The following is a 14,873-nucleotide window of genomic DNA, read 5'->3' as shown; positions in this document are numbered from 1 at the left end:
GCCATGAACACCGCAACGACAACCACACCAACCGCTTCGGCCAAGGCGCCGACCCGGTACTACCGCTTCAAGCCGCTGAACATCGGCCGCATCCTGATCTGGTCGTTCTTCGCGCTGCTGCTGATCGTGGCGCCGATGATCTTCACCAGCAGCCTGGCGCTGACCATGCTGTCGCAGATCGGCTATCTCATCATCATCTGCCTGAGCTACAACATGCTGCTGGGGCAGGGTGGCATGCTCAGCTTCGGACACGCCGTGTACGTGGGCCTGGGCTCCTTCATCGCCATCCACGCGATGAACCTGGCCGGTGCCGGCAAGCTGCCGATTCCGCTGGTGTTCATTCCGCTCGTGGGCGGCCTCGGCGGCATGTTCTTCGCCATGGTGTTCGGCTATGTGTCGACCAAGAAGTCGGGCACCACCTTCGCGATGATCACGCTTGGCCTCGGCGAACTGGTGGCCGCCATGGCGCTGATGTTCCCGAGTTTCTTCGGCGGCGAGGGCGGCATCACCACCAACCGCGTGTACGGCGCCTCGTTCTTCGGCATCAACTTCGGGCCGCAGAACCAGGTGTACTACTTGATCGCCGTGTATTGCTTCATCTGCACCGGGCTGATGTTCGCCTTCACCGGCACGCCGCTCGGGCGCATGCTGAACGCGGTGCGCGACAACCCCGAGCGCGTGGAGTTCATTGGCTACAACACGCAGCGCGTGCGCTACTACGCCTTCATCATCGCGGGCTTCTTCGCGGGCATCGGCGGCGGGCTGGCGGCCATCAACTTCGAGATCGTGAACGCGGCCGACAGCCTGAACGGGCTGCGCTCGGGCAGCTACCTGCTGTTCACCTTCCTCGGCGGCGCGACCTTCTTCTTCGGGCCGATCATCGGCGCGGCGCTGCTGGTGTTCGCGCTGGTGCTGCTGTCGGAACTCAGCAAGGCCTGGCTGCTGTATGTGGGCCTGGTGTTCCTGCTGATGGTGATGTTCGCGCCGGGCGGCGTGGCCAGCCTGATCATGATGAACGTGCGCGTGGCGCTGTTCGGCAAGATCAAGCGCTTCTACCTGCTGTACGTGGGCCTGTTCGTCGGTGCGGCCATCATGCTCGCGGGCGCGGCGGCCATTGTCGAGATGATCTATCACATGCAGCTCAACGCGGCGCTCGGGCCCATGGTGCCGTTCGCGGGCCTGCAACTCGACACCTCATCGGCCACGAGCTGGGTCGTCGCGATGGCCTTGCTGGCGGTGGGACTGGGTGTGTTCGAGGTGTTCCGCCGGCGCTTCGCGAAGCTCTGGGGCCACGCGCAGGAAGAAATCGAAGCCGAGATCAAGCGGCGGGAGACGGCATGACCTATTCACTCGAGCTCAAGAACCTGCGCAAGAGCTTCGGCAAGACCGACATCATTCGTGGCGTCGACCTGGCCGTGACGGCGGGCGAGCGCATCGCCATCATCGGGCCGAACGGTGCGGGCAAGTCCACGCTGTTCAACCTGATCAGCGGTCGGCTCGCGCCCACCAGCGGCGAGGTGCTGCTCAACGGCCAGCGCATCGACGGCAAGCAGCCCTACGAGATCAACCGGCTCGGGCTGTCGCGCAGCTTCCAGATCACCAACATCTTTCCGAAGCTCACGGTCTTCGAGAACTTGCGCTGCGGTGTGCTGTGGAGCCTGGGCTACAAGTACACCTTCCTGCGCTTCCTCTCGAACCTCGACGATGCCAACGAGCGCACCGAGGAACTCATCAAGCAGATCGGCCTGGAGAAGAAGCGCGACGTGCACGCGGTGAACCTCACCTACGCCGAGCAGCGCGCACTGGAGATCGGCGTGACCATCGCGGGCGGCGCCAGCGTGATCCTGCTGGACGAACCCACGGCCGGCATGAGCAAGACCGAGACTTCGCATTTCATCTCGCTCATCAAGTACGTGACTGTCGGCAAGACGCTGCTGACGGTGGAGCACGACATGGGCGTGGTGTTCGGACTGGCCGACAAGATCGCGGTGGTGGTGTATGGCGAAGTCATTGCCTTCGACACGCCGGCCGCCGTTCGCGCCAATGCGCGGGTGCAGGAGGCCTATCTGGGGTCTTCGGTCGCACGATCACGCCGACGGGGTACCTTGCTCCGCGAATGTCCCCCGGCCTTCGGCCTCCTCCTTTATTTCGCTGCGCAAGGCACCCCATCGGCGTGATCGTTCAGCAGAGCGGTTGAACTGCCGGCACAAGCAGAGTGCCCATCGTGCACAGGGCATCGGGTGCTCCCCGCAGCGAAATAAAGGAGGAGGCGAAGCCGGGGGACATTCGCGGAGGGGAGCACCCGGTGGCCTGTGCACACGCCCTGAACAAGAGCGCTCGAACACCAGCAACCCGCAACACAACGCGCCGCGAGCCAACTGACATGCTGAAGCTTCACGACATCCACGCCTACTACGGCAAGAGCCATGTGCTGCATGGCGTTTCCTTCGACGTGAACCCCGGCGAAATCGTCGCGCTGCTGGGCCGCAACGGCTCGGGCCGCTCGACCACCGCCAAGGCCATCATGGGCCTGGTGCACGCCGAAGGCGACCTGCACTGGAAGGGGCAGGACATCCTGCGCCGAAAGGCCTACGAGATCGCGCACTTCGGCATCGGCTACGTGCCCGAGAACCGCGACATCTTCCCCAAGCTCACGGTGCACCAGAACCTGCTGCTGGGGCAGAAGGGCTCGGGCAAGGGCAGCCGCTGGTCGTTCGACGACATGTACGGCATGTTCCCTCGCCTGAAGGAACGCCAGCACACCGAGGCCGGCGTGCTCTCCGGCGGCGAGCAGCAGATGCTCACGCTGTGCCGCACGCTGATGGGCGACCCCGACCTCATCATCATCGACGAGCCGACCGAGGGCCTGGCGCCCAAGATCGTCGAGCTGGTGGGGCAGTACCTGCGCACGCTGAAGGACAAGGGCATCTCGGTGCTGCTGATCGAGCAGAAGCTCACCATCGCGATGCAGATCTCCGACCGCGCGCTCGTCATGGGCCACGGCAGCATCGTGTTCGACGGCACGCCCGACAGCCTGCGCGCTGACGCGACAACTCGCAAAGAGTGGTTGGAGGTTTAGGCAAACCCCCAGGCTTCGCGCACTTCGCGTCGCTGCGCCAACCCCCTTGCAGGGGGCAACACCTGCGGCCCGGCAAAGCCGGTTCCGCGGTGTTTCCCGAAAGTCCTGCCCTCCTCATGGAAGGCCTTGTCTCTACAGCGACTGCGAGCCATTGTTAGGTCGCGCGAAACGCCTAGAATCCCCCGAAAAAGAACACTCGTGCTTTTTCTTCTTTTTCTTCTCACACCAAGGAACGCAGCATGACGGCTGAATACAAAGTGCTCGGCGATGTCGCCGTGATCACCATGACCAACCCTCCGGTCAACGGTCTCGGCTTCTCGACGCGCATCGGCATCACCGATGGCCTGTCGAAGGCCAACGCCGACGACGCCGTCAAGGCCATCGTCATCACCGGCGCCGGCAAGGCGTTCTCGGGCGGCGCGGACATCAAGGAATTCGGCACGCCCAAGGCGCTGCAGGAGCCCAACTTGCTGAGCGTGATCCTCGCGCTCGAAGCCTCGGCCAAGCCCATCGTCGCGGCCATCCATTCGGTGTGCATGGGCGGCGGCCTCGAGCTGGCCCTGGGTTGCCACTATCGTGTGGCCGCACCGGGCACCAGCATCGCGCTGCCCGAAGTCAAGCTCGGCCTGATCCCGGGCGCTGGCGGCACGCAGCGCCTGCCGCGCGTGTTGGGCGTGGAAACCGCACTGAACATGATCGTCGGCGGCGAACCCGTGAAGAGCGAACTGCTCGCGAGCCTGCCCGGCCAGAAGCTGTTCGACAAGCTGGCCGACTCGCCTGAGTCTGTGTTCGACGAAGCCGTGGCTTTCGCCAAGAGCGTGGCCGGCAAGACCGGCGACGCACTGCCGCTGGTGCGCAACCTGCCGTGCAAGCACCCGCAGGGCGACGCCTACTTCCAGTTCGCCAAGAACATGGTCGGCGGCATGTCGAAGAACTACCCCGCGCCGCTGCAATGCGTGGACGCCGTGCAGGCCGCCACCAAGATGAAGTTCGACGCCGGCATGGCCGAAGAACGTCGCATCTTCACCTCGCTGATGTTCACGCCCGAATCGCTGGCCCTGCGCCACCTGTTCATGGCCGAGCGCGCCGCGAGCAAGATCCCCGACGTGCCCGAAGACACGCCCAAGCGCGAGATCAAGGCCGTGGGCGTGATCGGCGCCGGCACCATGGGCGGCGGCATCTCGATGAACTTCCTGAACGCGGGCATCCCCGTGAAGATTCTCGAGATGAAGCAGGAGGCGCTCGACCGCGGCGTCGCCACCATCAAGAAGAACTACGAAGCCCAGGTCAAGAAAGGCAAGCTCAAGCAGGACAAGTACGAGCAGCGCATGGCGCTCCTGAGCACCACGCTGAGCTACGACGACCTGAAGGACGCCGACCTCATCATCGAGGCTGTGTTCGAAGAAATCGGCGTGAAGGAAAAGGTCTTCAAGGAACTGGACCGCGTCGCCAAGAAGGGTGCAATCCTGGCATCGAACACCTCCACGCTCGACGTCGACAAGATCGCATCGTTCACCGAGCGTCCGCAGGACGTGGTCGGCATGCACTTCTTCAGCCCGGCCAACGTGATGAAGCTGCTCGAAGTGGTGCGTGGCAAGGCCACCGCCAAGGACGTGCTCGCCACGGTCATGGCCATCGGCAAGAAGATCAAGAAGACCTCGGTGGTTTCGGGCGTGTGCGACGGCTTCATCGGCAACCGCATGATCGAGCAGTACAGCCGCCAGGCCGGCTTTCTGCTGGACGAAGGCGCCACGCCGCAGCAGGTCGACAAGGCCGTCGAGAAGTTCGGCTTTGCCATGGGTCCGTTCCGCATGGGCGACCTCGCAGGCAACGACATCGGCTGGGCGATCCGCAAGCGCCGTGCCGTCGAGCGCGCCGACATGAAGTACAGCGGCACGGCCGACAAGCTCTGCGAACTGGGCCGCTTCGGCCAGAAGACCGGGGCAGGGTGGTACGACTACCAGGCCGGCAAGCGCGACGCGATTCCGTCCGAGCTCGTCAACAAGATGATCGAGGACCACCGCAAGGAACTGGGCATCACGCCGCGCAAGATTTCCGATGAAGAGATCGTGCAGCGCCTGGTGTTCGCCCTGGTCAACGAAGGCGCGCACATCCTCGAAGACGGCATTGCCTCGAAGTCGGGCGACATCGACATGGTGTACCTCACGGGCTACGGCTTCCCGATCTGGCGCGGCGGCCCGATGCACTACGCATCGCAGGTCGGCCTCTACAACGTGGCCGAGACGATGAAGCGCTTCGCGAAGAACCCGCGCGACGACGGCGAGTTCTGGCAGCCCGCGCCGCTGATCCAGAAGCTCGTTGCCGAAGGCAAGCAGTTCAGCTGAAACTGAACAGGGGTCAAGACCGCTCATGTTGAAACGCATCTTCCTCGGGCTGCTGCTGGCAATCGTCCTGCTGGCAGCCGCCGTGGCGGTCAAGACCTGGACCACGCCATCGCAGCAGCTGGCGGTGGCGCCCGCGCCGAAGCTGAACATCGACCTGCAGGCGGCCGCCAAGCGGCTGTCCACGGCGATCACGTTCCGCACGGTGTCGAGCCTGGACGACCCGGCCGCCAACGCGGCCGAGTTCGACAAGCTGCACGCATTCCTCGAACAGCAGTTCCCCAAGGTGCATGCCACTCTCAAGAAGGAAGTGGTCGGCAACAAGGCGCTGCTCTACACCTGGGCCGGCACCGACCCGAGCGCCAGGCCCATCGCGCTGATGGCGCACCAGGACATGGTGCCCATCGCACCGGGCACCGAGAAGGCGTGGACGGTCGACCCGTTCGCCGGCGAGATCAAGGACGGCTTCGTCTGGGGCCGCGGCACGCTCGACGACAAGAGCAACCTGTTCGCGCAGATGGAAGCCGTCGAGCTGCTCATCGGTGCCGGCTTCAAGCCCAGGCAGACCGTCTACCTCGTGATGGGCGACGACGAAGAGGTGAGCGGACTGCGCGGCGCGCTGCCCATTGCCGAACTGCTCAAGTCGCGCAACGTGCGCCTGGACTGGGTGCTCGACGAAGGCCTGCTCGTGCTCGACGGCGTGCTGCCGGGCCTGAGCAAGCCCGCAGCGCTCATCGGCCTGGCGGAGAAGGGCTACGGCACATTCTTCCTGTCGCTTGACACCGCGCCCGGCCATTCGTCGATGCCGCCGCAGCACAGCGCGATCGGCAGCATGAGCGCGGCGCTCGCGCGGCTCGAGGCCAATCCGATGCCCGGCGGCATCCGCGGCGTGGCCGGCCAGATGTTCGGCGCGCTGGCGCCCGAAATGAGCGGCGTCAACCGCGTGATGCTGTCCAACCTGTGGCTCACCGAGCCGCTGGTGCGCGGCCAGCTCGAGAAGAGCCCGAGCAGCAACGCCATGCTGCGCACCACCACCGCGCTGACCATCGTTCGCGCCGGCAACAAGGACAACGTGCTGCCCGGCCGCGCCGAGGCCGCCGTCAACTTCCGCGTGCTGCCGGGCGACACCTTGGCCAGCACCGAGGCGCACCTGCGCAAGGCGCTGGGCAACGACGACATCAAGATCAAGGCCTACCCGGGCAACTCCGAGCCGTCGCCGGTGTCGCCGACCGACAGCACCGGCTACCGCGCGATCCAGCAGGCCGTGCGCCAGAGCTTTCCCGATGCGGTGGTGGCCCCCGGCCTCATGACCGCTGCCACCGACTCGCGCCACTTCAGTCTCGTGAGCGATGCCGTCTTCCGCTTTTCGCCGTTCCGCGTGAAGAGCGAAGACCTGGCCCGCTTCCACGGCAACAACGAACGCCTGGCCATCTCGAACTACGGCGAGATGATCGGCTTCTATCACCAGCTCCTGAGCAACACCAACGCTGCTCCGGCGCAATGACGACAGCTCTCTCTTTTTCCTTCCATCTGCTTCAAAGGACCTCACCATGACCAGCGCCGTCATCGTTTCCACCGCCCGCACGCCGCTCGCGAAGAGCTGGAAGGGTGCCTTCAACATGACGCACGGCGCCACGCTCGGCGGCCACGCGGTGCAGCACGCCGTGCAGCGCGCCGGCATCGACCCCGCCTCGGTCGATGACGTCATCATGGGCTGTGCCACGCCCGAAGGCGCGACCGGCTCCAACATCGCGCGCCAGATCGCGCTGCGCGCCGGCCTGCCGATCACCACCTCGGGCATGACCATCAACCGCTTCTGCTCCTCGGGCCTGCAGACCATCGCCACCGCCGCCCAGCGCATCATCGCGGGCGAGGGCGACGTGTACGTGGCCGGCGGCGTCGAGAGCATCTCGTGCGTGCAGAACGAAGCCAACAAGCACATGCTGGCCGACCCGTGGCTCGTGAAGCACAAGCCCGAGATCTACTGGAACATGCTGCAGACGGCCGAGCAGGTCGCCAAGCGCTACAACATCGGCCGCGACGCCATGGACGAATACGGCGCCGCCAGCCAGCAGAAGGCCACCGCCGCGCTGGAAGCCGGCCGCTTCAAGGACGAGATCGCCCCCATCACCGTGCTGGCTGGCGTGGCCGACCCCGTGATGGGCCTGCGCACCAAGGAAGTCACCGTCGAGAACGACGAAGGCATCCGCCCGGGCACCACCAAGGAAGGCATCAGCGGCATCCGCTCGGCCATGCCTGGCGGCCTGATCTCGGCCGGCAACGCCAGCCAGTTCTCGGACGGCGGCGGCGCCTGCGTGGTGGTCGACGAGAAGTACGCGCAGCAGAAGGGCCTGAAGCCGCTCGGCCGCTTCCTCGGCTTTGCCGTGGCTGGCTGCGAGCCCGACGAAATGGGCATCGGCCCCGTCTTCGCGATCCCGAAGGTGCTCAAGCGCCTGGGCCTCACGGTCAACGACATCGACCTGTGGGAGTTGAACGAAGCCTTCGCCGTGCAGGTGATCTATTGCCGCGACAAGCTCGGCATTCCGGCCGACCGCCTGAACGTTGACGGCGGCGCCATCGCCGTGGGCCACCCCTACGGCGTGAGCGGCCAGCGCCTGACGGGCCACGCGCTCATCGAAGGCAAGCGCCGTGGCGCGAAGAAGGTCGTGGTCACGATGTGCATTGGCGGCGGCATGGGTGCCGCGGGCGTGTTCGAAATCATTTGACTCTCCCCCAGGCTGCGGCGCACTGCGTGTCGCCTCCGCCCACCCCCTTCCGGGGGCAACACCAGCGGCCCGGCTGAGCCGGTTCCGCGGTGTTCCTGGCGCAGAACCCGCGCGTTCATTCACACCGAGATCCAGCCATGAGCCTTCGTCCCACCCTCGACTTCCTGCTCTACGACTGGCTCGACGCCGAGTCGCTCAACCAGCGTGAACGCTTCGCCGACCACTCGCGCGAAACCTTCGACGCGGTGCTCGACACCTGCGAGCGCATCGCGCGCGAGAAGTACGCGCCGTTCAACCGGACGGTGGACACGCAGGAGCCGCATTTCGACGGCGAGAAGGTCATCCTGCCGCAGGCCACGCACGACGCGCACAAGGCCTTCGTCGAATCGGGAATGATGAGCGCGGCGCAGGACTACGACATCGGCGGCATGCAGCTGCCCTACACGATGCAGGCGGCGGCCAACAGCTTCTTCGCGATGGCCTCGGTGAGCATCGGCTCCAACATGCTCACGAGCGGCAACGCCAACCTGCTGATGGTGCACGGCACCGAGATGCAGAAAGAGGTGTTCGCGAAGAATGAATTTTCCGGACGCTGGGCCGGCACCATGTGCCTGTCGGAACCGCAGGCAGGTTCGTCGCTGAGCGACGTGGCCACGCGCGCCGTGCCCGACGGCGACGACTTTCAACAAGATCCGCTGGGCCCGCGCTACCGCCTCACGGGCAACAAGATGTGGATCTCGGCGGGCGACCACGAGCTGACCGAGAACATCGTGCACATCGTGCTGGCCAAGATCCCGGACGAGAACGGCAAGCTGGTGCCCGGCACGCGCGGTATCTCGCTGTTCATCGTGCCCAAGCGCATGGTGGACACGCAGGGCGAACTCACGGGCGAGCGCAACGACGTGGCGCTCGCGGGCCTCAACCACAAGCTGGGCTGGCGCGGCACCACCAACACGCTGCTGAACTTCGGCGAGGGCAAGTACCCGGTCGGCGGCAAGGCCGGCGCGGTGGGCTACCTCGTCGGCGAACCCGGCAAGGGCCTGCACTGCATGTTCCACATGATGAACGAGGCGCGCATCGGCGTCGGCACGGCGGCCACCATGCTGGGCATGGCGGGCTACCACGCCTCGCTCGAATACGCCAGGAGCCGGCCGCAGGGCCGCCTGGTGAAGAAGCCGGACGCCGCCGGCGCCGCGGTTGCGAAAGACTCGGCCGCGCCGCAGGTGCGCATCATCGAGCACGCCGACGTGCGCCGCATGCTGCTCGCCCAGAAGGCGTACTGCGAAGGCGCGCTGGCGCTGGAGCTGTACTGCGCCCGGCTGGTCGACGAGCAGAAGACCGGCGATGCACAGGCTGCCGACGACGCCCGCCTGCTGCTCGAAGTGCTCACGCCCATCGCCAAGAGCTGGCCCAGCGAGTGGTGCCTGGAGGCCAATTCGCTGGCCATCCAGGTGCACGGCGGCTACGGCTATACGCGCGACTTTCCGGTGGAGCAGTACTGGCGCGACAACCGCCTGAACATGATCCACGAGGGCACCCACGGCATCCAGGCCGCCGACCTGCTGGGCCGCAAGGTGCTGATGGAGAAGGGCCGCGGCCTGCAGCTGCTGGCCGGGCGCATGGCAGACACCATCGTCCGAGCGGCCAAGGTGCCGGCGCTGGCGGCGCACGCCGAGGCGCTGGGCGCCGCGCTGCAGCGCATCGGCAGCGCCACCGAGGCCGCCTGGTCCACCGGCGACCCGGCCGATGCGCTGGCCAATGCGGTGCCGTACATGCAGGCTTTCGGCCACACGGTACTGGCCTGGATCTGGCTCGACGTGGCCCTGAAGGCCCTGCAGATCGACGCGGAAAAGGCGAGGGCGGTAACAGCTGGCAAGATCGGCGCCACGGACTACTTCTTCCACTACGAGCTGCCGAAAATCGGCGCATGGCTCAACGTGGTCGAAACCCGCGACCCGACCTGTACCGCTTTGCCCGAGGACGCCTTTTGATGGCCACTACCAATTCGCCGAACGCCAACCCCAGCAACAACACCCCTTCCGTCAAGCCTCCCAAGCCGCACGCGCGGCTCGAGAAGTGGATCTGGATCCTGATCTACGGCGGCCTGTTCGTCGTGATCGTGGGCATCGCCACCGGCCGCACCGACGCCGCGCTGGGCTGGTCCATCGCCGTGCCTGGCGGCGTCGTGGCGCTGATCGGCTTTGCGCTGATCTACGTGCGCTCGCGCCTGCCCAACGACAACCCCACCAGCAAGTAACGAGGCCCACCATGCTCAAGCACATCGTGATGTGGAAGTTCAAGGAACACGCCGAAGGCACCGACAAGGCGACCAACCTGTTGAAAGCCAAGGCCTTGCTCGACGCCTGCGCCAAGCTGTCGCCCGGCACGCTGCGCTTCGAGGTGGCCATTGCCCAACCCGGGCTCGAAGCCACCTACGACCTGATCCTGTACTCGGAATTCACCGACGCTGCCGCGCTTGCGGCCTATGCGGATCACCCGCAGCACGTGGCGTTGAAGCCCTTCATCGGCGCAGTGCGCGAAGCCCGCCAATGCATGGACTACATGGTTTGACTCACCCCCAGGCTGCGCGCACTTCGTGTCGCTTCGCCAACCCCCTTGCAGGGGAAAACGCCTGCGGCCCGGCAAAGCCGGTTCCGCGGCATTTCCCGGACTGACAAAGACAAATCCAACGCCTAACGGAGACACCGCACCATGACCGCACGCACCACCCAGCAACTCTTCGACCTCACCGGCAAGACCGCCCTCATCACCGGTGGCTCGCGCGGCCTGGGCCTGCAGATGGCACACGCATTGGGCGAAGCCGGCGCGAAGATCATGCTGAGTTCGCGCAAGGCCGACGACCTGGAGCAGGCCGCCGCCGAACTGCAGGCCGCGGGCATCGACGCGCGCTGGATCGCCGCCGACTGCTCGAAGGAAGAAGACACCCGCCGCCTGGCCGACGAGACGCTGCAGCGCATGGGCGCGGTCGACATCCTCATCAACAACGCGGGCGCCAGCTGGGGCGCGCCGGCCGAGAGCCACCCGGTCGAGGCCTGGGACAAGGTGATGAATCTCAACGTGCGCGGCTACTTCATCCTGTCGCAGCAGATCGCCAACGGCTACATGATCCCGAAGAAGACCGGCCGCATCATCAACATCGCCTCGATCGCCGGGCTGAACGGCAACCCGCCCGAGATGCAGACGCTGGCCTACAACACCTCGAAGACCGCGGTGATCGGCTTCACGCGCACGCTGGCTGCCGAATGGGGCAGGTACAACATCACCGTGAACGCGATCTGCCCGGGCTTCTTCATGACGAAGATGGCGGCCGGCCTCATCAAGTCGCTGGGCGAAGAGAAGATGGCCGCGCAGGCGCCGCTCGGCCGCCTGGGCGACGACGAAGACCTGAAGGGCCTGACGCTGCTTTACGCGAGCGATGCCGGCAAGCACATCACCGGCCAATGGCTGGCTGTCGACGGCGGCGTGAGCGTCGTGCTGGGTGCTGCCTGACATGTCTTCTTCTTCCGATTCCAGCGACATCAACATCCGCTCGTACACGAGCCAGATTCCGTTCGCGCGCCACCTGGGCTTTTCTCTGACGAAGTTCGAGGGCGGCGAGTCCGAGATCTGCTACACCGCCAAGCCCGAGCACCTGAACACTTTCGACGTGACGCACGGCGGCGCCTGCATGACGCTGCTCGACATCACCATGGCGGCCGCAGCGCGCAGCGTGGCGCCCGAGACCGGCGTGGTCACCATCGAGATGAAGACCAGCTTCATGCAGCCTTCAGTGGGCCCGCTGCACGCGCGCGGCACGCTCATTCACCGGACGGCGACGCTGGCTTTCACCGAGGCCAAAATCTACGACGAACAGGAGCGCGTTTGCGCCCACGCCACCGGCACCTTCAAGTACGTGAAGCGCCGGCTGCCTACCGGCCCCTCGAGCGTCAACGAGATGCGACCGCCATCGACCGACTGACACGACCACATTCCCGGAGACTTTTTTCATGCCTACCAACAAGCAGATCCATCTCGACAACCGCCCTGACGGCGAAGCCGTGGCGGGCAACTTCAAGCTCGTGACCGCCGAGACCCCCGCGCTCGCGGACAACCAGGTGCTCGTGCGCCACCACTACATGAGCCTCGACCCGTACATGCGCGGGCGCATGAACGACTCGAAGAGCTACGCGCAGCCGCAACCGCTGGGCCAGACCATGCAGGGCGGCACCGTCGGCGAAGTGGTCGAAAGCAAGCACCCCCGGTATGCCGTGGGCGACAAGGTGGTCGGCTTCGGCGGCTGGCAGGAATACAGCGTGGTCGACGCCTCGCAGCCCGGCGCGCTGAAGAAGGTCGACACCACGCATGTGCCGCTGTCGCACTACCTCGGCGCGGTCGGCATGCCCGGCGTTACCGCCTGGTACGGACTGGTGAAGATCATTGCGCCCAAGGCCGGTGAAACGGTGGTCATCACCGCCGCCAGCGGCGCGGTCGGCAGCGCCTTCGGTGCGCTGGCCAAGGCGCGCGGCTGCCGCGTGGTCGGCATTGCCGGCGGCCCCGACAAGTGCAAGTACGTGACCGACGAGCTTGGTTTCGACGCCTGCATCGACTACCGCGTGCACCCCGACGTGAAGACCATGAGCGCCGCGCTCAAGGAAGCTTGCCCGAACGGTATCGACGGCTACTTCGAGAACGTCGGCGGCTACATCTTCGACGCCGTGCTGCTGCGCGCCAACGCCTTCGCCCGCGTGGCGTTGTGCGGAATGATCGCTGGCTACGATGGCCAGCCGTTGCCGCTGGCAAACCCCGCGCTGATCCTCATCAACCGCATGAAGATCGAAGGCTTCATCGTCAGCGAGCACATGGAAGTGTGGCCCGAGGCGCTGACGGAGCTGGGCACACTGGTTGGCACCGGCAAGCTCAAGCCACGCGAGTCGATCGCGCAGGGCATCGAAGCTGCGCCTGAAGCCTTCCTGGGCCTGCTCAAGGGCCGGAACTTCGGCAAGCAACTGGTCAAGCTGATCTGATTGCCCCCGATGAACTGAACGCGCGGCAAAGGAGGCCGGTCATGGCAACAACGCACGAGGTGTTCAACCAGCCCACGCCGCTGGTGGACTACAACCTCTTCGACACCAACCGGCCCCTGCGCGATGCGCTGAAGTTCAACGCGCCCGCGCTGCAGACCACGCAGCTGCACGAACTGGGCGCCACTCTCGGCACAGCCGGCATGCAGGCGCATGCACGGCTCGCCAACATCCACGCGCCCGAGCTGCACACGCACGACCGCTTCGGGCGGCGCATCGACGAGGTGGAGTTCCATCCGAGCTACCACGCGTTGATGACCGCCGCGGTGGGCGCGGGCCTGCACGGTACGCCGTGGACCGGCACCTCGGCCTCGCCGCACGTGCTGCGCGCGGCGGGCTTCATGCTCTTCACCGAGCTGGAGCCTTCGATTCTTTGCCCCGTCTCCATGACCTATGCGGCCACGCCCGCGCTGCGCAGCAATGCAGGGGTGTACGCCGACTGGGGACCGAAGCTCGGCAGCCTCTGGTACGACCCGGCGCTGAAGCTTTTCAAGGACAAGCCCGGCGTGACCATGGGCATGGGCATGACCGAGAAGCAGGGCGGCTCCGACGTGCGGGCCAACACCACCCGGGCCGTGCGCGACGGCAGCGACGCATGGGGCGAGCGCTATGCGATCACCGGACACAAGTGGTTCTTCTCGGCGCCGATGTGCGATGCCTTCCTGGTACTGGCGCAGGCGCCGGCCGGGCTCAGCTGCTTCTTCCTGCCGCGCGTGCTGCCCGACGGCACGCGCAACGGCATCCAGATCCAGCGCCTGAAGGACAAGCTCGGCAACAAGGCCAATGCGAGTTCCGAAGTCGAGTTCCAGGGCGCAAGCGCATGGCTCGTGGGCGAGGAGGGCCGCGGCATTCCGCAGATCCTCGAGATGGGCACGATGACGCGGCTCGACTGCGCGCTGGGCACCAGCGGCCTCATGCGCCAGTCGCTGGGCATCGCGCTCAACCACGCGGCGCAGCGCGACGCCTTCGGCAAGCCGCTGATCGAGCAACCCTTGATGAAGAACGTGCTGGCCGACCTCGCGCTCGAAAGCGAAGCCGCCACCGCGCTCGCCATCCGCCTTGCCAGGGCCTTCGACCAACAGACCGACGAGCATGAGCGCCTGATGGCCCGCCTGCTCACGCCTGTCGCCAAGTTCTGGATCTGCAAGCGCGGCAGCCATTTCGCGCAGGAAGCCATGGAGTGCCTCGGCGGCAACGGCTATGTGGAAGAGGGCGGCGAAGGCATCATGGCCCGCATCTACCGCGAGATGCCGCTCAACTCCATCTGGGAAGGCGCTGGCAACATCATGGCGCTCGACCTGCTGCGCGGCCTGCGCAAGGGCGATGCAGTGGCCGCGCTGGCGAAGGAGCTGGCACCCGCGCGCGGCCAGCACGCCGCGCTCGACCGGCTCGCCGACGCACTGCCGGCGCGCATCGAAGCGATGGCCTCCGAAGCCGAGGCCCGACGCCTCGCGCAGGACGTGGCGCTGGCCGTGCAGGGCGCGCTGCTCGCGCAGACCGCGCCCCCCGCCGTCGTCGGCGCCTTCTGTGCTTCGCGCCTTGGCGGCGACTGGGGCAATGTCTTCGGCACGCTGGCCGCGGGCACCGATTTCGATTCGATCATCCAGCGCGCGCAACCTCGCTGAACACACAACGACAGTCCCAC

The 14,873-nt window shown here is 66.1% G+C and carries 13 protein-coding genes; all 13 read left to right on the top strand.

Annotation, left to right across the window (positions count from 1 at the left end; genetic code table 11):
* Positions 1-3: 3 nt before the first annotated feature.
* Positions 4-1,341 (top strand): branched-chain amino acid ABC transporter permease, encoded by a 1,338-nt coding sequence (locus ASD05_RS08710; RefSeq protein ID WP_056590509.1) that lies wholly within the window; start codon positions 4-6, stop codon positions 1,339-1,341.
* Positions 1,338-2,177: an ABC transporter ATP-binding protein gene (locus ASD05_RS08705; protein WP_235507911.1), complete on the top strand. Its 840-nt coding sequence runs from the start codon at positions 1,338-1,340 to the stop codon at positions 2,175-2,177. Before ASD05_RS08710 ends, ASD05_RS08705 begins: the two co-directional genes overlap by 4 nt.
* A gap of 206 nt (positions 2,178-2,383) precedes the next feature.
* The gene (locus tag ASD05_RS08700; protein ID WP_056590506.1) at positions 2,384-3,079 is read left to right on the top strand and encodes an ABC transporter ATP-binding protein; all 696 of its coding nucleotides are present in this window, start codon (positions 2,384-2,386) and stop codon (positions 3,077-3,079) included.
* 239 nt (positions 3,080-3,318) lie between these two features.
* A complete protein-coding gene (locus ASD05_RS08695) occupies positions 3,319-5,424 on the top strand; it encodes a 3-hydroxyacyl-CoA dehydrogenase NAD-binding domain-containing protein (RefSeq protein WP_056590503.1) in 2,106 nt (701 codons plus the stop codon).
* 25 nt (positions 5,425-5,449) lie between these two features.
* The gene (locus ASD05_RS08690) at positions 5,450-6,925 is read left to right on the top strand and encodes a M20 family peptidase (protein ID WP_056590500.1); all 1,476 of its coding nucleotides are present in this window, start codon (positions 5,450-5,452) and stop codon (positions 6,923-6,925) included.
* Between the two features lie 46 nt (positions 6,926-6,971).
* Positions 6,972-8,147: an acetyl-CoA C-acyltransferase gene (locus ASD05_RS08685; protein WP_056590497.1), complete on the top strand. Its 1,176-nt coding sequence runs from the start codon at positions 6,972-6,974 to the stop codon at positions 8,145-8,147.
* Between the two features lie 137 nt (positions 8,148-8,284).
* On the top strand, positions 8,285-10,138 hold the full coding sequence (locus ASD05_RS08680) for an acyl-CoA dehydrogenase (protein WP_056590494.1): 1,854 nt from the start codon (positions 8,285-8,287) through the stop codon (positions 10,136-10,138).
* Positions 10,138-10,404: a hypothetical protein gene (locus ASD05_RS08675; RefSeq protein ID WP_056590491.1), complete on the top strand. Its 267-nt coding sequence runs from the start codon at positions 10,138-10,140 to the stop codon at positions 10,402-10,404. The genes ASD05_RS08680 and ASD05_RS08675 overlap by 1 nt, the downstream gene beginning before the upstream one ends.
* Positions 10,405-10,415: 11 nt before the next feature.
* The gene (locus ASD05_RS08670) at positions 10,416-10,718 is read left to right on the top strand and encodes a Dabb family protein (RefSeq protein WP_056590488.1); all 303 of its coding nucleotides are present in this window, start codon (positions 10,416-10,418) and stop codon (positions 10,716-10,718) included.
* A gap of 141 nt (positions 10,719-10,859) precedes the next feature.
* Positions 10,860-11,657: an SDR family oxidoreductase gene (locus ASD05_RS08665; RefSeq protein ID WP_056590485.1), complete on the top strand. Its 798-nt coding sequence runs from the start codon at positions 10,860-10,862 to the stop codon at positions 11,655-11,657.
* A gap of 1 nt (position 11,658) precedes the next feature.
* Positions 11,659-12,126, top strand: coding sequence for a PaaI family thioesterase (locus ASD05_RS08660; protein WP_007832732.1), 468 nt, complete (start codon positions 11,659-11,661; stop codon positions 12,124-12,126).
* Between the two features lie 28 nt (positions 12,127-12,154).
* Positions 12,155-13,171, top strand: a complete 1,017-nt coding sequence (locus tag ASD05_RS08655; RefSeq protein ID WP_056590483.1) for an NADP-dependent oxidoreductase — start codon at positions 12,155-12,157, stop codon at positions 13,169-13,171.
* A gap of 41 nt (positions 13,172-13,212) precedes the next feature.
* The gene (locus ASD05_RS08650) at positions 13,213-14,853 is read left to right on the top strand and encodes an isovaleryl-CoA dehydrogenase (protein ID WP_056590480.1); all 1,641 of its coding nucleotides are present in this window, start codon (positions 13,213-13,215) and stop codon (positions 14,851-14,853) included.
* Positions 14,854-14,873: the final 20 nt, after the last annotated feature.

Origin of the sequence: Variovorax sp. Root434 (assembly GCF_001426595.1) — a bacterium.
Lineage (GTDB): Bacteria > Pseudomonadota > Gammaproteobacteria > Burkholderiales > Burkholderiaceae_C > Variovorax.
The sequence above is the reverse complement of the archived record's forward strand: the minus strand, read 5'-3'. Positions and strand labels throughout refer to the sequence as shown.